The organism is Stenotrophomonas sp. Steno-Z1, from assembly GCF_056393175.1.
Genome location: NZ_JBWJPB010000003.1, coordinates 34017 through 58458 on the forward strand (window position 1 = coordinate 34017; position 24442 = coordinate 58458).

At 68.1% G+C, this 24442-nt stretch carries 20 protein-coding genes; 9 read left to right on the forward strand and 11 right to left on the reverse strand.

Features of this window, described 5'->3' with window-relative positions:
• Positions 1 to 141: 141 nt before the first annotated feature.
• Positions 142 to 783: a TorF family putative porin gene (locus AC06FD_RS10875; protein WP_478048602.1), complete on the reverse strand. Its 642-nt coding sequence runs from the start codon at positions 781 to 783 to the stop codon at positions 142 to 144.
• 238 nt (positions 784 to 1021) lie between these two features.
• Between AC06FD_RS10875 and AC06FD_RS10880 the strand changes: the two genes are divergently transcribed.
• Positions 1022 to 1411 carry a DUF6165 family protein gene (locus AC06FD_RS10880; protein WP_259206581.1) on the forward strand — a complete coding sequence of 130 codons (390 nt, stop codon included), beginning with the start codon at positions 1022 to 1024 and terminating at the stop codon, positions 1409 to 1411.
• Positions 1412 to 1432: 21 nt separating this feature from the next.
• On the opposite strand, the gene AC06FD_RS10885 is transcribed toward AC06FD_RS10880, so the two are convergent.
• Together AC06FD_RS10885 and AC06FD_RS10890 are read right to left on the reverse strand one after the other, a co-directional pair.
• Positions 1433 to 2176, reverse strand: coding sequence for a FadR/GntR family transcriptional regulator (locus AC06FD_RS10885; protein WP_259206582.1), 744 nt, complete (start codon positions 2174 to 2176; stop codon positions 1433 to 1435).
• Between the two features lie 92 nt (positions 2177 to 2268).
• Entirely contained in the window at positions 2269 to 5151 is a 2883-nt protein-coding gene (locus tag AC06FD_RS10890; RefSeq protein ID WP_478077797.1) for a TonB-dependent receptor, read from the reverse strand.
• 281 nt (positions 5152 to 5432) lie between these two features.
• Here AC06FD_RS10890 and AC06FD_RS10895 point away from each other — a divergent pair, with 281 nt between their 5' ends.
• Genes AC06FD_RS10895 through AC06FD_RS10920 form a run of 6 tightly spaced genes read left to right on the forward strand, consistent with a single transcriptional unit; the run spans position 5433 to position 14295 of the window.
• Positions 5433 to 7658: a polysaccharide lyase 6 family protein gene (locus tag AC06FD_RS10895; protein ID WP_478077798.1), complete on the forward strand. Its 2226-nt coding sequence runs from the start codon at positions 5433 to 5435 to the stop codon at positions 7656 to 7658.
• The gene (locus tag AC06FD_RS10900; protein WP_478077799.1) at positions 7655 to 9889 is read left to right on the forward strand and encodes an oligoalginate lyase; all 2235 of its coding nucleotides are present in this window, start codon (positions 7655 to 7657) and stop codon (positions 9887 to 9889) included. Before AC06FD_RS10895 ends, AC06FD_RS10900 begins: the two co-directional genes overlap by 4 nt.
• Entirely contained in the window at positions 9886 to 11178 is a 1293-nt protein-coding gene (locus AC06FD_RS10905; protein WP_394162964.1) for an MFS transporter, read from the forward strand. The genes AC06FD_RS10900 and AC06FD_RS10905 overlap by 4 nt, the downstream gene beginning before the upstream one ends.
• Before the next feature lie 44 nt (positions 11179 to 11222).
• Positions 11223 to 11978 (forward strand): SDR family NAD(P)-dependent oxidoreductase, encoded by a 756-nt coding sequence (locus AC06FD_RS10910; protein WP_478077800.1) that lies wholly within the window; start codon positions 11223 to 11225, stop codon positions 11976 to 11978.
• Positions 11979 to 12013: 35 nt separating this feature from the next.
• Positions 12014 to 13195, forward strand: coding sequence for an SGNH/GDSL hydrolase family protein (locus tag AC06FD_RS10915; RefSeq protein ID WP_478077801.1), 1182 nt, complete (start codon positions 12014 to 12016; stop codon positions 13193 to 13195).
• Positions 13192 to 14295, forward strand: coding sequence for a sugar kinase (locus tag AC06FD_RS10920; protein WP_478077802.1), 1104 nt, complete (start codon positions 13192 to 13194; stop codon positions 14293 to 14295). Before AC06FD_RS10915 ends, AC06FD_RS10920 begins: the two co-directional genes overlap by 4 nt.
• Here the strand turns inward: AC06FD_RS10920 and AC06FD_RS10925 are convergent.
• The 5 genes from AC06FD_RS10925 to AC06FD_RS10945 form a co-directional block, all read right to left on the reverse strand.
• On the reverse strand, positions 14234 to 15631 hold the full coding sequence (locus tag AC06FD_RS10925) for an acyl-CoA thioesterase/bile acid-CoA:amino acid N-acyltransferase family protein (protein WP_478077803.1): 1398 nt from the start codon (positions 15629 to 15631) through the stop codon (positions 14234 to 14236). The genes AC06FD_RS10920 and AC06FD_RS10925 overlap by 62 nt on opposite strands.
• 119 nt (positions 15632 to 15750) lie before the next feature.
• On the reverse strand, positions 15751 to 16467 hold the full coding sequence (locus tag AC06FD_RS10930; RefSeq protein WP_478077804.1) for a LytR/AlgR family response regulator transcription factor: 717 nt from the start codon (positions 16465 to 16467) through the stop codon (positions 15751 to 15753).
• Positions 16464 to 17534: a sensor histidine kinase gene (locus tag AC06FD_RS10935; protein ID WP_478077805.1), complete on the reverse strand. Its 1071-nt coding sequence runs from the start codon at positions 17532 to 17534 to the stop codon at positions 16464 to 16466. The genes AC06FD_RS10930 and AC06FD_RS10935 overlap by 4 nt, the downstream gene beginning before the upstream one ends.
• 87 nt (positions 17535 to 17621) lie before the next feature.
• Positions 17622 to 18056 carry an NUDIX domain-containing protein gene (locus AC06FD_RS10940; RefSeq protein WP_478077806.1) on the reverse strand — a complete coding sequence of 145 codons (435 nt, stop codon included), beginning with the start codon at positions 18054 to 18056 and terminating at the stop codon, positions 17622 to 17624.
• 132 nt (positions 18057 to 18188) lie between these two features.
• Entirely contained in the window at positions 18189 to 18761 is a 573-nt protein-coding gene (locus AC06FD_RS10945) for an OmpO family porin (protein ID WP_478077807.1), read from the reverse strand.
• 699 nt (positions 18762 to 19460) lie between these two features.
• On the opposite strand from AC06FD_RS10945, the gene AC06FD_RS10950 reads away from it, so the two are divergent.
• Both AC06FD_RS10950 and AC06FD_RS10955 read left to right on the forward strand, forming a co-directional pair.
• Complete coding sequence (locus tag AC06FD_RS10950; RefSeq protein ID WP_259206927.1) at positions 19461 to 19823, forward strand: DUF1428 domain-containing protein; 363 nt, start codon at positions 19461 to 19463, stop codon at positions 19821 to 19823.
• An 88-nt stretch (positions 19824 to 19911) separates the two neighbouring features.
• Positions 19912 to 20493, forward strand: a complete 582-nt coding sequence (locus AC06FD_RS10955) for a metal-dependent hydrolase (protein ID WP_478077808.1) — start codon at positions 19912 to 19914, stop codon at positions 20491 to 20493.
• A 51-nt stretch (positions 20494 to 20544) separates the two neighbouring features.
• On the opposite strand, the gene AC06FD_RS10960 is transcribed toward AC06FD_RS10955, so the two are convergent.
• The 3 genes from AC06FD_RS10960 to AC06FD_RS10970 form a co-directional block, all read right to left on the reverse strand.
• Positions 20545 to 21225, reverse strand: coding sequence for a hypothetical protein (locus AC06FD_RS10960; RefSeq protein WP_478077809.1), 681 nt, complete (start codon positions 21223 to 21225; stop codon positions 20545 to 20547).
• A 95-nt stretch (positions 21226 to 21320) separates the two neighbouring features.
• Positions 21321 to 22754 (reverse strand): DUF4932 domain-containing protein, encoded by a 1434-nt coding sequence (locus AC06FD_RS10965; protein ID WP_478077810.1) that lies wholly within the window; start codon positions 22752 to 22754, stop codon positions 21321 to 21323.
• 509 nt (positions 22755 to 23263) lie between these two features.
• Complete coding sequence (locus tag AC06FD_RS10970; RefSeq protein WP_478077811.1) at positions 23264 to 24217, reverse strand: histone; 954 nt, start codon at positions 24215 to 24217, stop codon at positions 23264 to 23266.
• Between the last annotated feature and the right edge of the window lie 225 nt (positions 24218 to 24442).

The window sequence follows — 24442 nt, forward strand, 5'->3', positions numbered from 1 at the left end:
GGCTGCATCTGCGCGGTGGGTAAGAGCAGCCGACCAACGGTCGGCTCTACGAGAAGCTGCCGAGCGACGGTCGGCTCTACGTGGAGCAGCCGACCAACGGTCGGCTCTACGAGAAGCTGCCGACCAACGGTCGGCTCTACGTTAGAAGGTGGTTTGGACGGCGAACTCCACGCGGGAACCGGCGTTGCCGGGGAACAGGCGCTTGGCGGCGTTGTCGGTGTCGTGCGCGGTCAAGCGCAGTTCCCAGGGGCCGTGCACCTTCCAGATTGCGCTCAGCTGGCCATGCAGGTAATCGTCACCCTGCGCGCTGGCCAGCCAGTAATGCCCCACCGCGCCTTCCAGGCGCCACTGCTCGCCCAGCGGCAGGCGTGCGCCCAACTGGGCGTAGGTGCCGCTGTGCCCGCCGGCCAACGCATCGTCGGAGACGCCGACCTGCAGCCAGTAGCGCTGCTGCCAGGTCAGCGTGCTGTTGAGCTCGGTCCAGTCCAGGTCCACGTTGCTGGACGGATAGAGATAGCGGGTGAGGTTGACGTCCAGCGCCCAGTCCTCGCCCAATGCCCCACCCCACCCGGCCACCACGTCGAACTCGCTGCGGGCGCCGTTGTCCGGCTGGAACGACACCCCCGACCCCCACACCGAGGCATACCAGCCGCTCTCACTGCCGAGTTTGATGCCGGCCTGCGCGGCCGGGTCGCCGTCGCTCTGCGAGCTGCCGCGCCAGACGTAATCGGAGGTCAGCGTCGCGTTGCCCTCCACGGCGGCCGCCGCCGCACCACTCAGCATCAGGCCCAGCAGCAGCACGCTGCAGCGGCGCGCGAGGCGCCCTTTGTTCTGTTCAACCACCACGGTAAGCACTCCATCGGACGGCGGCGCCGTCGAGGTGGGCAGTGTTCCCGCAGCGGCCGTAAAGCCGCCATGGCGCGGCCGGGGGATCGGCGCAAATTCCGTGTAAATCCTGCATCCACGATGCGGCGGAACCCCCGCGCTATCATGGGCCCCCTGACCTGTTGCGAGTAATGGCGTGGACGCGATCCTGACCCCGGTGTCGATTGGCGAGCTGATCGACAAGATCACCATCCTGGAAATCAAGGCCGAACGCATCGCCGACGCCGGCAAGAACGCCAACGTCCGCAAGGAACTCGATGGCCTGTGGCCGTTGTGGCAGCAGCAGCTGGCCAGCCAGCCCGGGCTGGACGCGCTCAAGGATCAGCTCAAGGCGATCAACGTGCGCATGTGGGACATCCAGGACCAGCTGCGCGACAAGGAAGCGGCGCAGGTGTTCGACGATGCGTTCATCCAGCTGGCGCGTGGCGTCTACGGCACCAACGGCGAGCGGGTGAAGGTGAAGAACGAGATCAACCGCATCGCAGGGTCTGCGCTGGTGGAAGAAAAGCAGTACCAGGGCGAGTAAGCCGCCCCGCCCGCGCCGGGCTCAGTGCCCGGTGGCGGCCATGAAGCGTTCGCGGTCCTGCTGGGTGCGCCGGCGGATTTCGGCCAGGGCTTCGTTCTCGGTGGCTTCCAGCATGGATTCGAACAGGCGCTGGAAGTGGTTGCGCATGGCCAGGCGTGCGCCGGCCGGGTCGCGTGCGCGCAGCGCGTCGAGAATGGCGGTGTGTTCTTCGTCGCGGGTATCGTCGTCGTTGTGGCAGACGTTGGCGTAGACCTGCTTCACCCGCGGCAGCTCGTTGCGCATCCGCCAGATCAGCTGCACGCAGTGCTCCACCACCGGGTTGCCGGCGATCCGCGCGATGGACAGGTGGAACTGGCGGTCGGCCTCGCTGGCCGCCGCCTCGCCCGAGGTGGGGTCGACCATGGCCGCGATCAGCCCGGCCAGGGCCTCCACTTCGTCATCGGTGATGCGGCTGGCAGCCATGGCCGCCGCTTCGGCCTCGATCACCGCGCGGGCGGCGGTGAGGTCGAAGGCGGATACATCCGGCAACGCGCCGGGGGCCTGCGCCGGGCGCGCCTTCACATACACCCCCGAGCCGGTCTTGATGGTGATCAGGCCCTGTGCCTCCAGCGCGATTTCCGCCTCGCGCACGGTCACCCGGCTCACGCCCAGGCGCTCGGCCAGGTCGCGTTCGCCAGGCAGCCGCGAGCCCGGCGGGAATTCGCCCTTCTCGATCAGCGCGACGATTTCGGCGGCAATGGACTGGTAGAGACGGGGTTCGGACATCATCAAGACCTGGCTGTAACGGTGGCTGGGGACCGACACGCGACCCGCGCCCTCAGAGAGCGGCGCGGTCCTGGAAAACCGCGCCACTGACCTCAGAAGCGGTAGCGCACCCCCAGATAATAGCGCCGCCCGTAGGTGGTGTACTCGCGGAAGCTGCCCAGGATGGGCATATCCGAGACCCGCGGCTCATCGGTGAGGTTGCTGGCCGACAGCGACAGCGACAGGTGCTTGTTCACCTTGTAGGTGGCGCGGAAGTCGAGCGAGCCATTGTCGCGCACGTAGCGGTTCTGCGAGGGGTCGCCGACGAACTGCTGGTAATAGTCCGAGCGGTACTTGTAGATCGCCTGCAGGTCCAGCTTGCCCAGGCCCCAGTACACCTGGGCCGAGGCCACGTGCTTGGACAGGCCGAAGATGTTGGCCGGCTCGACGATGCCCGGGGTGAATACGCCGGTGATCGGGTCGGTGGACTCGCCCAGGCGCAGGTCTTCGGTCTTGAAGTTGGAGTGGGCGTAGTTGTAGCTGGCCTTCACGCCCAGCCCGGAGAAGATGCCGGGCAGGTAGGAGAAGGTGTGCGAGCCGGTCAGCTCGAAGCCGATCAGGTCGCTCTTCTGGTCGCTGGTGGCCAGCTGCTCGACCGGCACGGTGACGCTCTGGCCGTCGATGTCGAAGGTTTCACCCACCACCACCGGCACCGAGCCGCCGTTGAACTGCTTGTAGTAGATGGCCGTGGACAGGATCGAATCGGCGTTGGCGTACCACTCCAGCGAGACGTCGGCGTTCCAGGACATGAGCGGCTTGGCGCGCGGGTTGCCGGTGGCGGTGATGTTGCCCAGCGCCTCGGCCACGCTGCGGAAGTCGGTATCGGCCTCGTCCAGGGTGAAGCTGCGGCCAAAGCCTTCGGCGGCCAGGTCGGGGCGCGACATGGCGCGGTAGGCACCCACGCGCAGCAGCAGGTCCGGGCGCAGTTCGAAGGACGCGTTGAAGCTGGGCAGCCATTCGGCGTTGCTGGACTTGAGCACCTGGCGGGTGAAATCGCCGGTGGGGGTGAGGGAGACGGTGCCATCGGGGTTGTTGGTCACGTCCAGGCCGCTGCGCAGGCCCACCGAACTGACGTCGGTGCGTACCCAGCGCACGCCGATGTTGCCGGTGACCGGCAGGCCGAACCATTCGCTGCTGTAGTCGCCCATCAGGTAGACGGCGTTGGTCTTCTCGGTGACATCGTTGTTGGCCGGGTTGCGCAGGTCGGCGCTGAGGCCGGTGTCGTCCACGCCGGTGAAAGCGTTGAACAGACAGCGGCTGTCGAAGCTGGCCCACTGGTCGATGGTGTTGCCGCTGGCGTTGGCCAGGAAGTCCTTCTGCGGGAATGCCTGGCGGCAGGCGCGGTTGGCCGCGCGGATGGCAGCGACGTTGGTGGTGGTGATGTCGCGGGTGTCGGTGAAGTCGGTGTAGGTGGCTTCGGAATGGCGCAGACCGCCCTTGATGGCGGTGAAGAAGCCGCTTTCCGGGGTGAACGCGGCATCGAAGCGCTGCGCGCGGATGGTGTGCTCGCGGCTCTGCTGGCGGCGGCGGATCAGCGCCGAGTCGGTGTAGTTGTCCGGGTTGTTCACGTCGAACGCCGGGTCCAGGGTGATGCTGGGCACGTCACCGCTGTAGTCGTAGGTGTAGTCGACGTAGCGGGTGTTCTTGATGCCGCCCACCGGCCTGCCGTTGACGTCGGTGCGGCCGGCACGCAGGCGGGTGGAGCGCTCGATCTGGTCGCGCTGGGTGTTGGAGTAGGACAGGTCGGTGGACAGCGTCCAGGCCGGGGTCGGCCGGAAAATGACGTTGAGGCCGCCGCCGGTGTACTCCTCCTTGCGCTCGAGGAAGTTGCCGGTGGAATCGATGGTGGTGCTGCCGGTGTGGTGCAGCAGCGCACCATCGTCGCTGACCACGCGGTTGTTGAGGTTGCGCATCATCGACGACAACGACAGGTCCGAGCGGTCTTCGGTGTAGTCGCGCTTGGAGTGCTGGTAGTCGAGGTTCACTTCCCACGCGTCGCTGGGCCGCCATTGCAGCGCGGCAAACTGCGAGTCGCGCTTGTCGTGTTCGATGAACTGGCGGTAGATGCGGCTGCTGGGCACCAGGTAGTAGGGCACGCCGTTGGCGACCTGGTTGCCGTCCACGGTGGTGCAGTTGCGGGTGGCGCCGACCACTTCGCGGCCATCGCAGGCCACCCAGGTGGAGCTGCTGGAGAACATTTCCTCCGGGTTGCTGCCTTCCAGCGCCTGCATGCCCACGGAGACGCCGAGCTTGCCGGCGCCGCCCATGTCGAACTGGTCGATGTAACTGGCGGTCCCGCGCCAGCCCACGCCGTCCTTGTCCTTGAGGCGGTTGTCGTAATCCTGCCAGGTGCCGCGACCGTCCAGCTGGATGGTGCGCTTGCCGTACTCGAGCGGCTTGACGGTCTCCATGTTGACCGTGCCGGCGACGCCGCCTTCGACGAAGTCGGCGCGCTGGGTCTTGTAGATGGCCACGGTGTTGATCAGTTCGGACGGGAACTGGTTGAAGTTCACCGAGCGGTCGCCGCTGCCGTTGGTGGCTTCGCGGCCATTGAAGGTGGACGAACCGAGGAACGGGCCGAGGCCGCGGATCGAGATCTCCGACGCACCGCCCTTCTCGCGATGGGTGGAGGCGCCGGTGATGGTCTCGATGGCTTCACCGATGGACAGCGCCGGCAGGTCGCCGATGTCATCGGCGGCAAGCACGTCGGAGATGACGGTCTCCTCGCGCTTCTTGTCGATCGAGGTCTGGATGGTGCCGCGCACGCCGGTTACCTGGACCTGGTCCAGGGTGGTGGGCGGTGCGGGCGGTGACTCGGCATCCTGTGCGTGTACCAGCGGCACGGCCGCAGTGACGGACAGGGCATACAACAGCGCGCCATGCAGCGCGGTGCGGCGAAGGCCTCGTGGCGAGGCCGTACGGCGGTCATGCAACATCGTGATCTCCCTCCCAGGATGGATCGTCCGATTACACGGATTCGATCCGGAAGATTCACGGTTACTGGACCAATGTCAATGAATTGGTACTAAAGTCTACCCCTGTGATCCGCCTAGACCACTTTGCGACGAATTAATGTGCGGATGCAGCAGAAATATGCGCAAGTGGCGAACCACATGCACCTAAAGTGGTATGCGATTGTGGTTGACGCGCGCATTGCCGGACCTGTTACGATCCGGGCTCGCGTTCGATGCCACGGTTGATCTGGGAGGGTAAGCCGATGACTCTGCAACATTCTCAAGCGCCACGTGCGCTGCGCCCGCTGCTGACCGCCCTGGCGTTGGGCCTTGCGGCCGGCGCATTGCCCGCCTTCGCGGCTGACCATCTGGTCCACGACGCCGCCGGGTATGCCGCCGCGACCAAAGCGCTGCAGCCGGGCGATACGGTCATCCTCGCCGACGGCGTATGGCGCGACATCGACCTGCTGCTGCGCGGTACCGGCAAAATTGGTCAACCAATTAAGCTGACGGCCCAGACTCCGGGCAAGGTGATCCTCAGCGGGCAGTCGCAGTTGCGCCTGGCCGGGTCCTACCTCGAGGTATCAAACCTGGTCTTCCGCGATGGCTGGGCACCCGGCAGCGAAGTGGTGTCCTTCCGGGCCTCGTCCAAGGAATGGGCCACCCACAGCCGGGTGACCGGGGTGGTGATCGACGGCTACAACAAACCGGACCGCCAGCAGTCGGACAACTGGGTGGGGATGTACGGCCAGGACAACCGCTTCGACCACAACCAGCTGGTGGGCAAGACCAACGCCGGCACCACCCTGGTGGTGGTACGCAACACCACCAGCGGGCTGGACAACCGCCACCGCATCGACCACAACTGGTTTGGCCCGCGCCCCAACCTGGGCAGCAACGGCGGCGAGACCATCCGCGTGGGCACCAGCACCGACTCGCAGTCCGATTCGAATACGGTGGTGGAGAACAATTGGTTCGAGCAGTGCGATGGCGAAGTGGAGATCGTGTCCAACAAGTCCGGCGGCAACCTGTATCGCGGCAACGTGTTCTTCGAATCGCGCGGCTCGATGGTGCTGCGCCACGGCCACGGCAACGTGGTCGAGCGCAATGTGTTCCTCGGCAACAACAAGGCCCATACCGGCGGCGTGCGGGTGATCAACCGCCACCAGATCGTGCGCGACAACTACTTCGAGAACATCGCCGGCGACAACTTCGCCGCCGCGCTGGCGGTGATGGCCGGCACCCGCGACGCGCCGTTGAACCGCTATGAGCAGGTGGACGATGCGCTGATCGAGCGCAACAGCTTCGTCGGCGTGCGCCAGGTGTTCCTCGGCGCCGGCCTGGACGACGAGCGCAACGCCATGCCAGTCAACAGCCGGATGCGCGGCAACCTGTTCATCGGCGATGGCAGCCGCGAGTTGCTGCGCAGCCAGGGCGACCTGGCCGGCATCGCCTTCAGCGGCAACGTGCAGAGCCCCAGCGTGTCGCCCGGCTTCCCTGCGGGAGTGAGCGCGCGGAAGGTGACCCTGCAGCGCGCGGCCAATGGCCTGCAGTACCCGGTGGACACCATCACCGCCGGCGCGCCGCGCGACCTCGCGCCGATCGCGCGCGAGCAGGTGGGCGTGGGCTGGTATCCCAAGGCGCTGACCCGTACCGCGCTGGACAGTGGCGCCATGCGCAAGGTGGCACCGGGTGAGGACACCCTCGCCCGCGCCGTGGCCAGCAGCGCGCCGGGCGACCAGTTGCAGTTGCAGCGCGGCCAGTACCGCATCGACCAGGTGGTGAACGTGGACCACCCGGTCAGCGTGATCGGCCCGCGCCGTGGCCGCGCCAGCCTGCAGTTCTCGCGCCCCACCCTGTTCGAGATCCGCGCCGGCGGTTCGCTCAAGCTGGCCCGGCTGGATATCGACGGCGCCCTGGCGCCGGATGCGGCCGGCAACGCCGTGGTGCGGATCGCCCCGGGCAGCCAGGCCTTCAACTACACCCTGCTGATCGAAGACAGCCACATCCACGGGCTCACCAGCAACAAGGCCTTCGATGTAATCAATGCCGGCAAGGGCAGCCTGGCCGCGCGCATCGGCATGACCAACACCACGGTGGAGGACATCAGCGGCAGCGTGATTACCGCCGCTGCCGAGACCGACGACCTGGGCACTTACAACGCCGAGCAGGTGGACATTGTTGCGTCGACGTTCCGCAACATCGCCGGGCCGCTGTTGAACCTGTACCGCGGTGGCACCGATGAAAGCACCTTCGGCCCGACGCTGCGGGTGCATGGCAACCAGCTCGACAACGTGGGCGTGGCCGCCGACACCAGCCTGCGCCTGCACGGCGTGCAGACCGCCACGCTGACCGACAACCAGTTCCTCCGCAGCGGACGCGTGCGCTTCAGCCACCGCGTCGGCGAGCCCCGCCTGGCCGCGCACGGCAACGTGCTCGACGCCACCGCGGCGATGCAGTCCGATACTCCAGCCGAGACCCTGCCATGACGCGTTCCACGCCCCTGATGCTGCTGCTGGCGGCCTCCTTCAGCGCTGCCGCGCTGCCCGCCGTTGCCGCTGCACCTGCCGGCAGCCAACAACCGGCGGCCGCTGCCAGCGCCCCGGTCCTGGTCACCGCCGCGCAGTGGCAGCAGATGCGCAGCGATGGCAGCAGGTACCCGGTGTTTGCCAAGGAGCAGCAGCGCGCCGAGCGCCTGGTGCGCGGCATGATCAAGGCCGGCATCGACGTGCCGGTGCCCAAGGACAAGGGCGGCGGCTACACCCACGAACAGCACAAGCGCAATTACCAGGCCATCCAGGCGGCCGGCGCGCTGTACCGGCTGACCGGTGACAAGGTGTATGCCGACTACGCGCGCGACCTGCTGCTGGGCTACGCCAAGCTGTACCCCGGACTGGGCGCGCACCCGCAGGGCCGCGGCCAGATCCCCGGCCGGCTGTTCTGGCAGACCCTCAACGACTCGGTGTGGCTGGTGAGCGCGGTGCAGGGCTATGACGCGATCCGCGACAGCCTCAGCGCGGCAGACCGCAAGACCATCGACGACGGCGTGTTCCGGCCGATGGCCGACTTCCTCAGCGGTACGCCGGAAAACTTCGACAAGATCCACAACCACGCCACCTGGGCGGTGGCGGCGGTGGGCATGACCGGCTACGTGCTGCGCGACCCGACTTACGTGGACAAGGCCTTGAACGGCAGCAGGCGCGATGGCAGCGCCGGCTTCCTCAAGCAGGTGGACCAGCTGTTTTCGCCGGACGGCTATTACGAGGAAGGCCCCTACTACCAGCGCTATGCGCTGGCACCGTTCATCCTGTTCGCCAATGCGGTCCAGCGCAACGAACCGCAGCGCGGCATCTTCACGCGCCGCGACGGGGTGTTGCTGAAGGCCGTCGATTCGCTGGTGCAGAGCAGCTACGGCGGGTACTTCTTCCCGATCAACGACGCCATCCTGGACAAGGGCCTGGACACCGAGGAACTGGTGGCCGGCATCGACATCGCCTACGCGCAGACCAGCGACGCGCGGCTGCTATCGGTGGCCAAGGCGCAGAAGCGCGTGCTGCTGTCGCCCGAGGGCCTGCAGGTGGCCCAGGCGCTGGCACAGGACAAGGCCAAGCCGTTCGCCTTCGTGCCCACCCTGCTGCGCGATGGCCCGGACGGCACCGAAGGTGCGCTGGCGATCCTGCGCATGGGCGGTGAAAACGGCCAGGCACTGGTGATGAAAAACACCAAGCAGGGCATGGGCCACGGTCACTTCGACAAGCTCAACTGGCTGTTCTACGACAACGGCCAGCGCGTGGTCACCGATTACGGCGCCGCGCGCTTCCTCAATATCGAAGCCAAGTCCGGCGGCATCTACCTGCCGGAGAACAACAGCTGGGCGCGGCAGACGCTTGCCCACAACACGCTGGTGGTGAACGAGCAGAGCCACTTCGGCGGCGACTGGAAGAAGGGCCAGGCGCTGGCACCGACGCCGCTGCTGTTCGCCGCGGGCGACGACACCCAGATCGCCTCGGCGCGCATGGACGGCGCCTACGACGGAGTGAACTTCACCCGTACCCAGGTGCTGCTGGCCCACCCCGCGCTGACCGAACCGGTGGTGCTGGACCTGCTGCGGGTCAACGGCAGCAAGGCGGCGCGCTACGACCTGCCGCTGCACTTCAACGGCCACATCATGGACGTGGGCTTCAAGGCACAGTCGGCGGTGGCCGCGCGGCCGGTGCTGGGCAAGGCCAACGGCTACCAGCACGTGTGGATCGACGCGGCCAGCGAACCCACCAGCGAGGCGCGCAGCCTGACCTGGCTGCTGGACGGGCGCTTCTATACGTACCGCTTCGCCAGCACCGCGCCCTCGCGTGCGTTGCTCGGCGAGAGCGGCGCAAATGATCCGTCGTTCAACCTGCGCCGCGAGCCGATGTTGCTGCAGCGCGTGGATGGCCAGGGCGCCACCACCTTCTATGGCGTGCTGGAGCCGCATGGCCAGTACGACGGCACCGCCGAGACCGTGCGCGGCGCCAACAGCCGCATCGATGCCATCCGCCATTACCGCGGCAAGGATGCCGATGTGCTGGTGCTGGCGCTGGCCGGCGGCAGGCAGGTGGCGGTGGGCATTGCCGATGAACCGAACAGGCCCGGCAGCCATGAGGTCAGTGGCGGTGGCCACAGCTGGCGCTGGGACGGCGGTTGGAAGCGCTTCGATACCGGCAGCGGCAAGGACGGCAAATGAAGGTCACCACCCAGGCCCGCACCTACGTTCGTTGGCTGATCGTGGCGCTGATCGCCATCGCCACGGTCATCAACTACATCGACCGCAACGCACTGGCGGTGATGTGGCCGCAGATCTCCAAGGATGTGGGCGCGACCAAGGAAGACTACGCGCTGCTGGTCACCGTGTTCATGCTGTTCTACGCCGCCGGGCAGTTCGTGTTCGGCCGGTTGTTCGACATCATCGGCACGCGGCTGGGCTTCGCTCTGTCGATCGCGGTGTGGTCGATCTCCATCGCGCTGCATTCGGTCACCCACTCCATCCTGTCCTTCAGCCTGGTCCGGGCGATGCTCGGCATCAGCGAGGCCGGTGCATGGCCGGGGGCGGTGAAGGCCAACGCCGAGTGGTTCCCCGCCCGCGAACGGGCGCTGGCACAGGGCGTGTTCAATGCGGGCGCGTCGATCGGCGCGATCGTGTCGGCGCCGTTGATCGCGGTGCTGTTCCTCTGGCTGGGCTGGCGCGGCACGTTCATCCTGATCGGTGCGATCGGCTTCATCTGGCTGCTGCCGTGGCTGATCATCTACCGCGCGGGCCCGGACAAGCACCCCTGGGTGAGCGCGGCCGAGCGCGCGTTGATCCTGGATGCACCGAGCGAGCAGCCAGCCACGCCCAGGGCCGAGTACGTGCCCAGCATGCGCCAGCTGCTGGGCCATCGGCAGACCTGGGGCATCCTGATTTCGCGGTTCTTCCTGGACCCGATCTGGTGGCTGTTCGTGTCCTGGTTGCCGCTCTACCTGGCCGACACGTTCGGCTTTGACATCAAGCAGATCGGCATCTTCGCCTGGGTGCCCTACGTGGGCGCGATGATCGGCAGCCTCGGCGGCGGCTGGTTGTCCGGGCGCCTGATCGGCGCCGGCTGGAGCGTGGACAAGGCGCGCAAGGTGGTCATCACCCTGGGCGGGGCGATCATGGCCCCGGCCCTGCTCGGCGCGGTGCTGGCCACCGACCCGGTGTGGGCCGTGGTCACCATTGCCTTCGTGCTGTTCGGCTTCCAGATCGCCATCGGCAACATCCAGACCCTGCCCGGCGACATCTTCAGCGGCAAGTCGGTGGGCTCGGTGGCCGGCCTGGGCGGCATGGCCGCGGTGGCCGGCACGCTGATCACCACATGGCTGGTGCCGGCGATGACCCATGAATCCTACGCACCGATCTTCATCCTCGTGGCCGCCCTGGTGCCGGCCTCGTTGTTGGCGCTGTGGCTGGTGACCGGCCGCGTCGAAAAACTCGACGGCCCGGCCCGGCCGCGCTGAGCCCATCTCATTCCTTTTCCCCCAACGCACTACTGGAGCATTCCATGACCCAATTCAACGACAAGGTGGCCATCGTCACCGGTGGCGGCCGTGACATCGGCCGCGAGATCTCGCTCAAGCTGGCCGCCGCCGGTGCCAAGGTGTGCATCAACTACGCCAACGACGAGGCCAGCGCGCAGGACACCCTCAAGCAGATCGAAGCGGCCGGTGGCACCGCCATCGTGCACCGCGCCGACGTCACCGATGCCAAGGCGGTGGCCGGCATGGTCGAGGCCACCCAGGCCGCGTTCGGCCCGCAGATCGACGTGCTGGTGAACGTGGCCGGCGGCATGGTGCAGCGCCGGCCGCTGGCCGAGATCGACGAAGCGTTCTTCCACAAGGTGATGGACCTCAACATGAGCTCGGTCTACCTGACCACCCATGCGGTGGTGCCGCACATGCCCGACGGTGGTGCGATCGTGAACTTCGCCTCGCAGGCCGGCCGCGACGGCGGTGGCCCGGGCGCGGCCATCTATGCCACCGCCAAGGCCGCGGTGATGACCTTCACCCGTGCCATGGCCAAGGAACTGGGCCCGCGTGGCATCCGCGTCAACGCCCTGTGCTGCGGCATGATCGCCACCCGCTTCCATGACGAATTCACCAAGCCGGAAGTGCGCACCGCCGTGGCCGGCAACACCCCGCTGCGCCGCCAGGGCCGCCCGCAGGAAGCGGCCGACACGGCCGTGTACCTGGCCTCGGACGCGGCCGGTTTCATCACCGGTGCCAACGTGGACGTCAACGGCGGCACCTACTTCTCTTGATGGATATGTTCCGCTGACCGCCTGGGAGGGCTGCCATGCTGCGCTGGACCACTGCACTGTCGATTGCACTTGCCACCAGCGCCGCTGCGCTGCCCGCCCATGCCCAGGTCTGGGTGCCGGCATGGACCGCCTCGCCGGCACCGGACCGCCAGGATGGCACCCCGGAAGCGCCGGTACAGTTCGCGCACCAGACGGTGCGCCAGGACATGCGCCTGGCCAGCTCGGCCACGGCGCTGCGCTTCCGCATCAGCAATGAACTGGGCGATGCGCCGCTGACCATCGGCGGCGCATCGGCCCAACGCACCGGCACGGCCACCCCGGCCAAGCTGGTCACCTTCAATGGTCGCAGCGACGTGGTGGTGCCCGTGGGCGCCGCGCTGCTCAGCGACCCGGTGGCGATGACCGTGCCGGCACTGGCCGATGTATCGCTCACCGTGTATTTCCCCGAACCGACCAAGCCTGCCGTGCGGCGTACCGCGCTGCGCATCGTCGACGGCCGCCAGGCCGAGGTGGGCGACAAGGTCAAACTCGCCTACCGGCAGAACGTGGTATCGGCGGTGCTGGCCGAACGCGCCACCACGCCGGTGGTGGTGGTGGCCCTGGGCGATTCGATCACCGAGGGCGCCACCGCCACGCGCGGCAGCAACGGCGATTGGCCGGCACTGCTGTCCGCGCGCCTGCAGCAGGCCTGCCCGGACCGGGTAGTGGTGGTCAACGCCGGCATCAGCGGCAACAAGGTGATGGACCACGGCCGCAGCCACAGCGCGCTGGCGCGGCTGGACCGCGACGTGATCGCGCTGCCCAACGTGAGCAAGGTGATCGTGTTCGAAGGCATCAACGACATCCGACACGACGGTGGCACCCCGCCCAAGGCCGGCCGCAATGCCGAGGACATGGTGCTGGGCTACCGGCAGATCGCCGAGCGCCTGCATGGCAACGGCATCGGCGCGATCGCGGCCACCATCACCCCGTTCGGGGGCTCGGACCGCTACGAGCCGACCGCCGCCGCCACCCGCACCCAGCTCAACACCTGGATGCGCGGCGGCCGCAGCGGCTATGACGGCCTGATCGACTTCGACCAGATCCTGCGCGACCCGGCCAACCCGGAAAACCTGCCCGAGGCCATCACCCGCGACCACCTGCATCCCAACGATGAAGGTTACCGGCGCATGGCCGAGGGCATCGACCTGGGCCTGCTGGGGTGCAAGGCACGATGAGCACGCAGCAGTTCGCGCTGGCCGCATCGCACGGCCAGCGCTGGGATGCACTGGCGCTGGGCGAGGTGATGCTGCGCTTCGATCCCGGCGAAGGCCGGATCCGCAACGCACGCCAGTTCACCGTGTGGGAAGGCGGTGGCGAGTACAACGTCGCGCGTGGCCTGTGCAGCACCTTCGGGCACCGCAGCGGCGTGTTGACCGCGCTGCCGCGCAACGAGCTGGGTGCGTTGGCCCAGCAGTTGATCCAGGCGGGGGGCGTGGATGCCAGCCAGATCGTCTGGCGCGACTACGATGGCATCGGCCGCAACACGCGCATGGGCCTGAACTTCACCGAGCGCGGCTTCGGCGTGCGCGCCCCGCTGGGCATCTCCGACCGCGCCACCTCGGCCGCCTCGCAGTTGCAGCCGCACGAGTACGACTGGGACGCGCTGTTCGGCCGCGATGGCGTGCGCTGGCTGCATACCGGCGGCATCTTCGCCGCGTTGTCCGAACACAGCGCGCAGACCGCCATCGCCGCGGTGCAGGCCGCACGCCGGCACGGGGTGGCGGTGTCCTACGACCTCAACTACCGCGCCAGCCTGTGGGACAGTCACCCCGATCCGGATGCGGCCCGGCATGCCAACTGCGCCATCGCCGCCGAATGCGACCTGCTGGTGGGCGACGAGTACTCGTTCGCGGCATGCCTGGGCATGGACCTGGCCGATCTGGGCCGGCGCGCGACGCCGATGGATGTCGGTCCGGCCGACGCCGCCGCGCAGCGCGCACTGCAGCGTTTCCCGACCCTGCAGGCGGTGGCGTTCACCCTGCGCGACGCCAGCAACGCCGCACGCAACGGCTGGGGCGGCGCGTTGCGTACCCGCGAAACCTTGTTCGTCTCGCGCACGCGCGAGGTGGACCTGCTCGACCGCGTGGGTGGCGGCGATGCGTTCGTGGCCGGCGTGGTGCATGCCCTGCTCAGTGGCAAGGGCGAGCAGGCCGCGGTGGAACTGGGCGCCGCACATGGTGCGCTGGCGATGTCCACGCCCGGGGATGGCGCGATCACCAGCCTGGCGGAAGTGGAGGCCGTGGCGCGCGGCGATGGGGCGGCGGCACGGCGTTGAGCGGGCGCATGAGCGTCCGCGCCAGGAACGCCAGCACACGCTGGCTGGAGTCACGATCGGCACGCGCATAGCCCTCTGCGGTGCCACCCACCTGGAGGTGAGGGCCGGTCTGGTGGCGGAAGGTGGTCGGCTGCAACATCTGGGTGATCAGGTGACCGGCATCGCTGTAGTAGGCCACCTCGTCGTCCATCGGCACGGCGCGCCGTGCACGCAGCCAGCGCTCGGCGACGGCGGCCATGCGACCAGAGTCGCCGAGCTGATCGTCGCCACCGGCCACCAGCAGCACAGGGCCGTTGATCCGCTCGATCGGCAGCATCGCCTGTTCAAGCAGGGCGGCGTCGGCGGCGGTGGGCGCTGACCAGTCCACCGCCTCGCGGTAGGGCAGATAGCCCAACGGCGTTCCCTTCCAGGTCAATGGCGGAAGGTCCACGCCCCGGTAGTCGGCCGGTGCCACATCGCGGCGGATCCCACGGAACGGGGCCGGGCTGCCAACCCACGAGACCACGCTGCGCAGGCGGGCGTCATGCGCGGCGGCGGCCATGGCGACGATGCCACCCCAGGATCCCCCCATCACGCCGATCCGCTCCGGATCCACGCCCGGCTGCTGCTGCAGCCACGTCACCGCATCCAGCACGGGCTCGATGGGAACGTTGATCAGGTCCTTCGGGCGTCCGTCCATACGGTAATACCCGACCGCAAGCGCGACATACCCATTGCTGGCCAGCCATGCGGCATAGGCGCTGGCCGCCTCGATCCCCCCTTCCGCGCCGCCCAGCGTCACCACCGCCGGGCGTGTGGCACCGGCACCTGCCACGTCTGCGGGCAGGTACAGACGTGCGCTGACGCCGGCCACCTGCACCACCTGCGCGACCACGCCTGGCGCCGACAGCCGCCGCTCCAGCACCCGGGAGGCGATGAGCTCGCCATCGCGCAGCACGCTCAGTCGCATCGGGACCGCCTCATACAACAGCCCATCGGGGCTGTGCCGCAGTGGCAGTGGGCTCGGCGTACCCGTGCCGGATTCCGGTTGCATCGACCACAACAACCCGGCAGCGTCGATGCCACGGTAACTGCCCTGTTCGGCGGCAGAGGTGGCGGTGTCCGCCACGCCATCCAGATCGGCGCGCAACCGCGCACTCGAGCGCCACACCTGCCCGCGTGCATCGCGCATTTCCAGGCGCAGGTCGATCGGCTCGGCCGCGTTCAAGCCGGTGACCGCAATGGAAGGCACGCGGTCACCCCGGTCACCGTGCGTGTCCACCACCAGTTCGGCGGCCTCGAGTGGGGCGCACCCCATCACGGTCAACGCGGCCAGCCATGCCAGGCGCTTGTACATATCGACTTCCTGCTGTGGAAAACGCGCAGGGTGAGGGCAATGAAGGCGGCACGGTACGCCAGGACCGGCCCGATGGTGTGAGCCGTGCAGACGCTGGCCCCAACCGGGCGTGGCGGTGCTCAGCGCGCTGCCAGGGCCTGCGCCAGGGCCGCGCGATACGTGCGGCTCACCGGGACGCGTGCGCCATCGGACAACTGCAGCATCGCATCGCCATTGCGGCGTTCGTGCAGCGCCTGGATACGGTGCGGATTGACCACCACCGAACGATGCACGCGGACAAGGCCCGCCGATGCCGTCTGTTCGGCCAGCTGGCCGATGCTCTCGCGCAGCAGGTGGACCTGCCCCCCCACATGCACGCAGGCGTAGTGACCGGCCATGTCGATGTAGTCGATCTGATCCGCCTGCAGGTAATCGGTGCGTTGACCTTGGCGAACGGCCAGGCGTTCGCCCGTGGGCGCAGGGGGGGATGGGTCGATCAGGCGGCGCGCGCGCGCCACTGCCATGGCCAGGCGGTCCGGGTCGACGGGTTTGAGCAGGTAATCGGCAGCCCCCAGCGTGTAGGCCTGCAGCGCGTGCTGGGCATGCGCGGTGATGAAGATGGTGTGCGCGGCGAGTGTGGGCCACTGCCCCGCCAATGCCATGCCGCTGCCGTCGGGCAGACCGATATCCAGCAGCAGCAGATCGAAGCGACGCGAGCGCAGCAGTGCATCGGCCTGCGCCACGCTGGCCGCGGTCGCATCCACGCGCAGATCCGGATGTGCCTGCAGCAGGCTCACCAGCTTGTCACTGGCCAAGGGCACGTCCTCCACCACCAACGTGCTCAGTACCCGGCTCATGCCCATTCCTGCGCATCGATGGCAGGCAGCCGCAGTCGCACCGAAAAGTGGTCGCCCTCCACCGCCGCCTGCACGCTGCCGCGCGCACCATGCAGGGCATCCAGACGCTGGCGGAGATTGCCCAGTCCGCTGCCGGTGCCTGCCGGCGGTCTCTGCGGCGCCAGCCCGTGCCGATTACGCACCGACAGGCGCAGCACGCCCTCGGCCACGTCTGCGCGGACATCGATCTCCAGCGCGGCCTCGGCCTGTTCCCAGCCGCTGTGGCGCACGGCGTTTTCCAGCAGCGGCTGCAGCAGCAGGGACGGCACCTGGCACTGCCAGGCCTCGGCGGAGAGCCGCCACTGGACCGTCAGCGGCATACCGCGCAACAGCCGCTGCAGGGCCAGATAGTCGTTGGCCGCCGCGACTTCCTCGGCCAGCGTTCGCTGCGGCGGGCACGCCATGGCGTCGCGCAGCAGATCGGACAGCCCGGCCAGCGCGCGGTCGGCATCGGCCGGCCGCTGGTAGCCCAACCCGCCGATGGCATTGAGCGCGTTGAACAGGAAATGGTGGTGCAGATGCTGCCGAAGCGCGGTCTGGCGCGCCTGGTCGAGCAAGGCACCCCGCCGCCGGTAGCGCTGGACGAAGGCCAATGTCTGGCCCAGCCCGATCACCGCCACGAAGGTGGGGGCGGCGAACAACGCGGTCGCCGCAATCGCGCGTACCGCGGCGGTGCGGTCGGGCAGGCTGCCCCAGGGATGCAACTGGCTGAGCCAGCTGCCCAGCACCCACCCCGCCGCCGACAGCAGGGGGGTCACCCCCGCCCCCAGCAGCAACAGGCAGGCACCGTGGCGCAGGTCGCGCCCCATGCCCAGTGGCCAACGCCGGCACAACCTCCACAGCACCGGCGTGGCCAGCAGCCACGGCAGCTGGCTGCCGGCCATGAACCACAGCGCGGCTGGCCATCCACCTGCTTCGCCGCCGACGGTCCGAGCCAGGTACACCGCCGGTACGCTGCTGGCGAACAGCACCGCCCACAGCGCCAACGCATAGCGCAGCGGGGGGATGGGGGCGGTCGTCTGCGACACGGGGGACGGGCTGGAATCGGCGGGGCGCATCACGCTGCACGGGCCAGTGATCGGGCACCGGATTGTCGCAGGGGTCGCAGCATGCGGCTACGTGGCGCGAGGGGCCATCGACACCTGCTCCAGTGCCCTGCGCGCCGACACCGTCAATGGCGCCGGCAACGCGTCGGCGGTGAACCAGTCCAGCGCGAGCAACGCGTCGGGCTCCTTCAGCGCGGCGATGGTGGCGTCGAGCGCGTGCACCAGATACACCGGGGCCACCCAATGCTGCCCCAGTGCCGGCTCGAAGTGGTCGACCACGCAGAGCAGGCGCGTCACTGCGACGCGCAACCCGGTTTCTTCCTCCACCTCACGCACCACGGCATCTTCGACCTTCTCCATCCAGTCCACCTTGCCGCCGGGCAGCCCCCAATGCCCCTGCTCGGGCGGACGCCCGCGCTGGACCAGCAGGATCGCGCCATCGGCGCGCTGGATCACGGCACCACAGCCGAGGCGGGGCTGCTGCAGATCAGGGGACTGGGGCATCGGGCATCTCCATGGCGGTGCCTCATTATCCCTCGGGCCCCGCGCCTGAATCGCGCCCACGAAAAAGGCCCGGCATTGCCGGGCCTTTCCTGCCACGCCGATCAGGCGCGTGGCGATGCGGTCACGCCGGGATTACCAGCTGAAGCGCGGGCCGACCGACCATTCCTTGTCACCATGGCGATCCATCTTGATGTCGCCGTTGATGCCCCAGTTCTGGTTCAACTTCACCTGGCCACCCAGGCGGCCGTAGAACTCGCCATCCGGATTGACGCCGTGCTTCTTGCTGTAATCCTCGTAGCCGGCCATTGCATAGACTTCGGCGTGCTGGCCGAACGCGGTACGGATACCGGCTTCAGCGCTGTAGCCGTTGAAGTCCAGGCCTTCCTTCGGGTCGAACTTGTTGTAGGCCACGCGGCCCACGAAGTCGGTGCTGTTGCCGATTTCCTGGTTGTAGCCAACGCCGACGCGCCACTGGTCAACCTTGAAGTTGCCGATGTCGGTCTTCTGCTGGCTGTACTCACCGAAGGCGTGGAAGTTCGGCAGGAACGCGTAGGAACCCTTCACGCCCCAACCATCGGCCTTGCCGCCGTCTGCGTCGGTCTTGACGTAGTCGCCTTCGGCGTAGTTGTAGGACAGGCCTTCAGCAGCGGACGCGGCGAACGGCAGGGCGGCGGCGAGCGCCAGGGCAATCAACGAAGTCTTCATGGGGGTACACCTCTGTCTTGAACTGCTTGCAGCCAGCGCGTACGCCGCTCTGCATCGGGAATGTAAATTCTCCGTTATTCGCCACAACCCGCCCTGAAGTCGACACGTTTCATATCGGTGGATTTTTGGCGGGGGTTCAGTTGCGCTCTGGCATATACGCGCGCGCCGCGATTTCAGCGGTAAAACAGCGCTGCAACGTGCAGGCGGCGTGAGCGTGGGACGCCGGCAACGCGAGCATCAGGCAGGACAGGCGCGGGATGCGGCGACACGCCAGCATCGGCAAACAGCAAGATGGAATCTGGTCACGACGATGCCCTTGCGGGGCGTCACGCGTTGGGGAAGCCGCTCTTGGGGAGTAGTCGGCTAACGCGTCCATCCTCCGTAATACACCGGCGACGCGCCGTGGCGTCACTGCTCGGTAGCGCGTAGTGGCTTCCTTTCCGGCTCCCCATAGTCGGCGGAATAACCCGCGGCGGCTATCAGGATCTTCCTCGCCAGCGTTAGGACTTTTCTGACCCCCCCGTACGCGAGGGGAGGTATTCGTATTGCGTAACCTATTGAAAGACTTGTTCTTTCAACGTCGCGCTGGGCGGCCATCACACGGATGGGCCGGGGTCAGGGCAAAGTGTCGATCTCCCCTCCCCCCGTTCGTCGTTTGCAATGAAGGCGCCCATCCCGGTGCGCCATCTGGAGCTGACCATGGCGTATATCGATGGCTTCGTGATTGCCGTCCCCACCGCGAACAGAGAGGCATTCCTCAAGCACGCGCAGATGGGCGATGCGATCTGTATCGAGCACGGGGCCACCCGCGTGGTGGAGTGCTGGGGCGACGACGTGCCACGCGGCAAGCAGACCGACTTCTACCGTGCGGTGGAGGCCAAGGACGATGAGACCGTGCTGTTTTCCTGGATCGAATGGCCGGACAAGGCCACCCGCGATGCCGGCATGCAGAAGATGATGGAGGACCCGCGCATGAACCCGGAAAACAACCCGATGCCGTTCGACGGCAAGCGGATGATCTACGGCGGCTTCGTGCCGGTGGTGGAGCTGGGCGGGAAGTAGGCACTTCATCCCGGCCACACCGTGGCCTCATCGTTCGCCCACGCGCAGGCAGGACCCTGACCCCTCCACGGTCATCGGTCCTGCCGCCATGTCTTCCTTCGCCGGCCACGCCCTCGCCGGGGTTACCGCCTACCTGTGCAGCACCGGGGGCGCGCGGGCGCGGGCGCCATCGCGATGGGCGGTGGTGCCGTTCGTGTTCGTCGCGGTCTGTCCGGACCTGGACTATCTGGGGGTCTGGCTGCTCGGCTACGGCGCACACCCGCGCATCACCCACAGCCTGCTGTTCGCGCTGGTCGCGGCGGTGGCGGTGCAGTGCGTGGCGAAGGCCGCCGGCAACACGCAGCCGCTGCGGTGGCGGTGGCTGCTGCTGGCGAGCGTGTCGCACCCGCTGCTGGACCTGCTGGTGGGCGCGCATCCGGTGCCGCTGTTCTGGCCGCTGCAGGACGGGGTGGCGGTGCGCGGCGTGCTGCCCAGCGCAGGTGCGCTGAGGGTCGGCAACGCCTACCTGTGGCGCAACCTGCTGATCGAACTGGGGGTCTTGCTGCCGGTGTTCGCCGCGCTGGTCGCGCTGGCACGGGGCCATGCGTGGGGGCGCTGGCGCGCGTGGACGTGGTGCATCGCGCCGGTCTGGGCAGCGTTCGTCATCTGGTCGATCCGCCTGCCGCGTTGACGCCTGCGCGGCGCTGCACGCCGTGACAGCCACCAGCGTCGGCAGGCGCGCTCAGCGTGCGTGGCTGCCGTCGTCGTCCGCGCCGTGGCCCATGCCCATGCCCATGCCACCGCCACCCATGCCGCCCATGCCACCACCACCGCCGCCACCCGCCTTGCCGCCGGCCTTGTCGCCGTCGCCCTTGCCCTTCGCACCGGCGCTCGGCCGCGCCGGCCCCTGCTGCGGAATGCCCACGCTGGACGGGATCGGCGCCAGGTCGAGCGCACCGCGGATGAAGTCGCGCAGCGACACCACCAACGCGGCGGTCTGCACCGGCCGGCCCTGGGCCAGCTCGGTAGCCGCGTTGGCGGCCAGCCGCACCTGGTCATCGGTGCCGAGCAGGATGATGTCCGACAGCGCCGCCTCCACCGCATCACGGATGCGGCGCGCCCGATCGCTGCCGGCATCGATGCCCGCCGGCAACGCCACCCCGTCCTCGCCCGGCGCCGGGCGCAGGTCGCGCAGGTGGCGCGGGTCCACGTGCAACGCCCCGGTGAACGAGCCGCCGAGGGTCTTGTAGGCGGCGATCAGCGTACGCAGGCGCTCGTTGATCTGCCGGTTCTCGCGCTCGCGCCGCTGCTGCAGGGTCTGCATCACCAGCAGCCGGATACCGACGCCGATCAGGGTGATCACCGCCAGCCCGACCAGGGTGGACAGCATCGCCTGCCAGGAACTGAAGTCTAGACCGCGCATGCCTCCTCCTTCGTCATGTCGCGCAGCGTAGCAAGGGCGTCCTCCCCCTTCCGTCACGGCCCATGCCTACCCGTGCGCAGGCCCGCTGCACCGCGTCACTGCGCAGGCGCATCCCGGGTGCGGAAGCGCCACACCTGCGCAGGCAGCACGGTCCCGTCCTTGCCGACAAAACCGCCTGGCATGCCGGGGCTGTTGAGCTCGATCACATACGCCGTGGCCGGTTGCAACGCCACGGGCAGGCGTAGCACGCGGCGATCGTCATCCCATTGCGGCGCCGCGGTGAACGTCGGGTTGCGATCACCGAAGATGCCCACCCCTCGCCCCATGGGGCGGTCGAAGTGCAGCTCCAGTTGCGCCAGCGCGGCATCCACCTGTGCCTCGCCCGCCGCGGGCACCTGCCTGGCCAGGGAAACCGTGGTGACGCCGGCATCGGCGCGGGCATGCAGCAACGACGCCTGGGCCTCGAACAGGGCGGCCATCGTGGCAGCCGTGCCTTCGTTGAGCCAGCGCCCACCGCGGGCATCGCCGCGCAGCTGGTCGGTGACCGCCGGCACCCAGTCGAAGCCGCGCGCGGCATCCTCCTGGAAGAGCAGTCCCACGCTGTCACTGTCACGGCGGTCCTGGAAATACCCCCGCGTCACGGCGCGCACGAGGCTTTCATAGGTCACGGCCTGCCAACTGCCGTAGGCCTGGGCGCGCATTTGTTCGATCCTGGCCTCCAGCAACGCAGTGGCGGCGGGCTGCAATGCCGCGCCCTGCCGGTCGACCCACGGATTCACCCAGGAATGGGCGAACTCATGCACCAGCAGGCGCTGCATGGCGGCAAACGGCCATGCCGTCGTTTGCCCCTGCGGCGTGGCCGGCACCCCCAGCACCGCATACATCTGCACCGAACCGTCGCCGCCGCGGAGTCGCGGTCCGTAGTTGCCACGCCCGTGCAACAGGCCGGCAATGATCTGTAACCGGAGCCCCGGCTGCGGCCCGAGCGTCTGTTCGAACCAGGCGATCTGCGGCCATCCCTGCAGGCCGGTCGCGAGCTCGGTCTCCACCCGGTGGTAGAAACGCTGCTGCCCGCGGAAGAAGCCCGCCGCGTCGGTATCCCGCTCGAAGGCGGCCATGGCGCGCAGGTAGGCGTGCGCCGTGTCCAGGGTCCAGCGGCCCGGCATGTCGCGCAGCCACTCGGGCAGGGGTTGGCGCGGCTGCCAGCGATGCGGCGTTGCCGCCAGGGCCAGCGCAACGGTGTCGCTGTAGCCGATGCCGTGCTGCTGGCGCAACGCCCGCAGCAGCTGCACCGCTGGATGATCCTGATAACGCCGGAAGTGGGTCTCCACCGCAGCGTCATAGTCGGCAATGCCGGGCGCTGAAAATTCCTCGAAGCCGGCAAGGCGATTCGCCACCGCGGCCAGCTCGACACTTGGATCCACCACCACCGGGCGAGGCGATGCCGCCAGCTGCTGGCTGCCAAACAGGCCAAGCACGACCAGCAACGCGGCCAACCACGGCCGATGGGCGGGACGAAGATGATCCATGGCAGCCATCCTGTTGGCCTGGGTTGCAGGACACTATTCCACGCGGCATCCGCGGTCCGCATGGGACGCAAGTCATGGCCCGGCGGGCGGTCGCGCGAAAGCGGCTGACGCCCCTCATGGCCCGGGTCAGCGCGACGATCGGCCGGAATGGGCGGCGCAGCGCAGGTTGCGGGGATGGGAGCACGATGTCGTTGCTGGTCACGCAGCCGGCGTGCTCCACCAGCGGGCGTCGATCGTGCAGGTAGTACCGACCAACGCGTCGGGGCGCCCGGTGCGCTCGTGCATCTGCACGATGGTGTCGGTGGCCGCGGCGGCGGCGGGTGGTAGGCGACGATGCTGCGCTGGCAGCGGCCTGGCGGGTCTACCCGGCGGGCGAAAGTGCGGAGAAGGCGGTGATCTTCTGGTCGGTCCTGACCGCCATGGCGCGGTCCCTCGCGCGCGTGCGCGGGTGTATCCGTCTGCGACCGCGTCACGACGCCTGCCCGGAGGCAGGCGCCGTGCTTACCGACTTACTTGCGGGCGCGCTTGGCCGGAGCCTTGCGGGCCACGGTCTTGGCGGCGCTGGCACGCTTGGCCGGTGCAGCCTTGCGGGCCACGGACTTCTTGGCCACGGCCTTCTTGGCGGTCGCGGTCTTCTTGGCCACAGCCTTCTTGGCCACGGCGACCTTCTTGCCGACGGTCTTGCGGGCGACGGCGGTCTTCTTGCCGACGACCTTCTTGGCAGCCGCGGTCTTCTTGGTCACGCCCTTCTTGGCGGTGGCGACCTTCTTGCCGACGACCTTCTTTGCAGCGACGGTCTTCTTGCCGACGACCTTCTTGGCGGCGGCGGTCTTCTTGCCGACGGCCTTCTTGGCCACGGCCGACTTCTTGGCGACGGCCTTCTTGGCCACGGCGACCTTCTTGCCGACCGTCTTCTTGGCTACGGCAGTCTTCTTGCCGGCAACCTTCTTGGCGGTCGCGGTCTTCTTGGCGACGGCCTTCTTGGCCACGGCGACCTTCTTGCCGACGACCTTCTTGGCGGTCGCGGTCTTCTTGGTCACGGCCTTCTTGGCGCTGGCGACCTTCTTGCCGGCAACCTTCTTGGCAGCCTTGGTGGTCTTGGTCACGGCCTTTTCAGCGGCAACCTTCTTCTTGGCGACCTGCTTCTTCAGCGAGGCGGCTTCGGCCTTGGCGTTGCTCTTGGCCGCTTCCAGCTTCTTCTTGGTCGCAGCCAGGGTCTTGCCGACCGACTTGGCGGCCTTGTCAGCCTTCTTGGCGACGGTCTTCTCGGCCTTCTGCACGGCCTTCTTGACCTTGGCGACCTGGGTGGTGGCAGCCTTGCGCGCGCGCTTGACGGTCTTCTTCACCGAGGCAACTGCATCTTCAGCGGTGGTGGCGATGGTCTCGCCCACTTTGCCGGCCACTTCCTTCACTTCGTCGACGCCCTGCGACAGGGTCGCGGTCACACCATTACCGTTGCTCATGATTGCCTCCTAAGGGGCCTGGTTAGTCAAATCGCTGGCGATGCTATACCGGCGCGGTCCTTCGTGGAACGGTCTTGTCGCACGCCATGAGCCGCATCTGTGCTTGGCGGGCCGGCGATGCGCGCGCCCGGCGAACCGGGCATCTGCACCAAACCCCTTCAAAACAGCTTCCGTACCTGTAACAGAACAGACCGCAGCAGCCCTCCTTGAGGATCTCGAACAGAG

What these genes read in the sequence shown, in the direction of transcription:
- AC06FD_RS10875 (WP_478048602.1), bottom strand. Translation starts at nt 783, where the DNA reads ATGCTGAGTGGTGCGGCGGCGGCCGCCGTGGAGGGCAACGCGACGCTG.
- AC06FD_RS10885 (WP_259206582.1), bottom strand. Translation starts at nt 2,176, where the DNA reads ATGTCCGAACCCCGTCTCTACCAGTCCATTGCCGCCGAAATCGTCGCG.
- AC06FD_RS10890 (WP_478077797.1), bottom strand. Translation starts at nt 5,151, where the DNA reads ATGTTGCATGACCGCCGTACGGCCTCGCCACGAGGCCTTCGCCGCACC.
- AC06FD_RS10895 (WP_478077798.1), top strand. Translation starts at nt 5,433, where the DNA reads ATGACTCTGCAACATTCTCAAGCGCCACGTGCGCTGCGCCCGCTGCTG.
- AC06FD_RS10900 (WP_478077799.1), top strand. Translation starts at nt 7,655, where the DNA reads ATGACGCGTTCCACGCCCCTGATGCTGCTGCTGGCGGCCTCCTTCAGC.
- AC06FD_RS10905 (WP_394162964.1), top strand. Translation starts at nt 9,886, where the DNA reads ATGAAGGTCACCACCCAGGCCCGCACCTACGTTCGTTGGCTGATCGTG.
- AC06FD_RS10910 (WP_478077800.1), top strand. Translation starts at nt 11,223, where the DNA reads ATGACCCAATTCAACGACAAGGTGGCCATCGTCACCGGTGGCGGCCGT.
- AC06FD_RS10915 (WP_478077801.1), top strand. Translation starts at nt 12,014, where the DNA reads ATGCTGCGCTGGACCACTGCACTGTCGATTGCACTTGCCACCAGCGCC.
- AC06FD_RS10920 (WP_478077802.1), top strand. Translation starts at nt 13,192, where the DNA reads ATGAGCACGCAGCAGTTCGCGCTGGCCGCATCGCACGGCCAGCGCTGG.
- AC06FD_RS10925 (WP_478077803.1), bottom strand. Translation starts at nt 15,631, where the DNA reads ATGTACAAGCGCCTGGCATGGCTGGCCGCGTTGACCGTGATGGGGTGC.
- AC06FD_RS10930 (WP_478077804.1), bottom strand. Translation starts at nt 16,467, where the DNA reads ATGAGCCGGGTACTGAGCACGTTGGTGGTGGAGGACGTGCCCTTGGCC.
- AC06FD_RS10940 (WP_478077806.1), bottom strand. Translation starts at nt 18,056, where the DNA reads ATGCCCCAGTCCCCTGATCTGCAGCAGCCCCGCCTCGGCTGTGGTGCC.
- AC06FD_RS10945 (WP_478077807.1), bottom strand. Translation starts at nt 18,761, where the DNA reads ATGAAGACTTCGTTGATTGCCCTGGCGCTCGCCGCCGCCCTGCCGTTC.
- AC06FD_RS10950 (WP_259206927.1), top strand. Translation starts at nt 19,461, where the DNA reads ATGGCGTATATCGATGGCTTCGTGATTGCCGTCCCCACCGCGAACAGA.
- AC06FD_RS10955 (WP_478077808.1), top strand. Translation starts at nt 19,912, where the DNA reads ATGTCTTCCTTCGCCGGCCACGCCCTCGCCGGGGTTACCGCCTACCTG.
- AC06FD_RS10960 (WP_478077809.1), bottom strand. Translation starts at nt 21,225, where the DNA reads ATGCGCGGTCTAGACTTCAGTTCCTGGCAGGCGATGCTGTCCACCCTG.
- AC06FD_RS10965 (WP_478077810.1), bottom strand. Translation starts at nt 22,754, where the DNA reads ATGGATCATCTTCGTCCCGCCCATCGGCCGTGGTTGGCCGCGTTGCTG.
- AC06FD_RS10970 (WP_478077811.1), bottom strand. Translation starts at nt 24,217, where the DNA reads ATGAGCAACGGTAATGGTGTGACCGCGACCCTGTCGCAGGGCGTCGAC.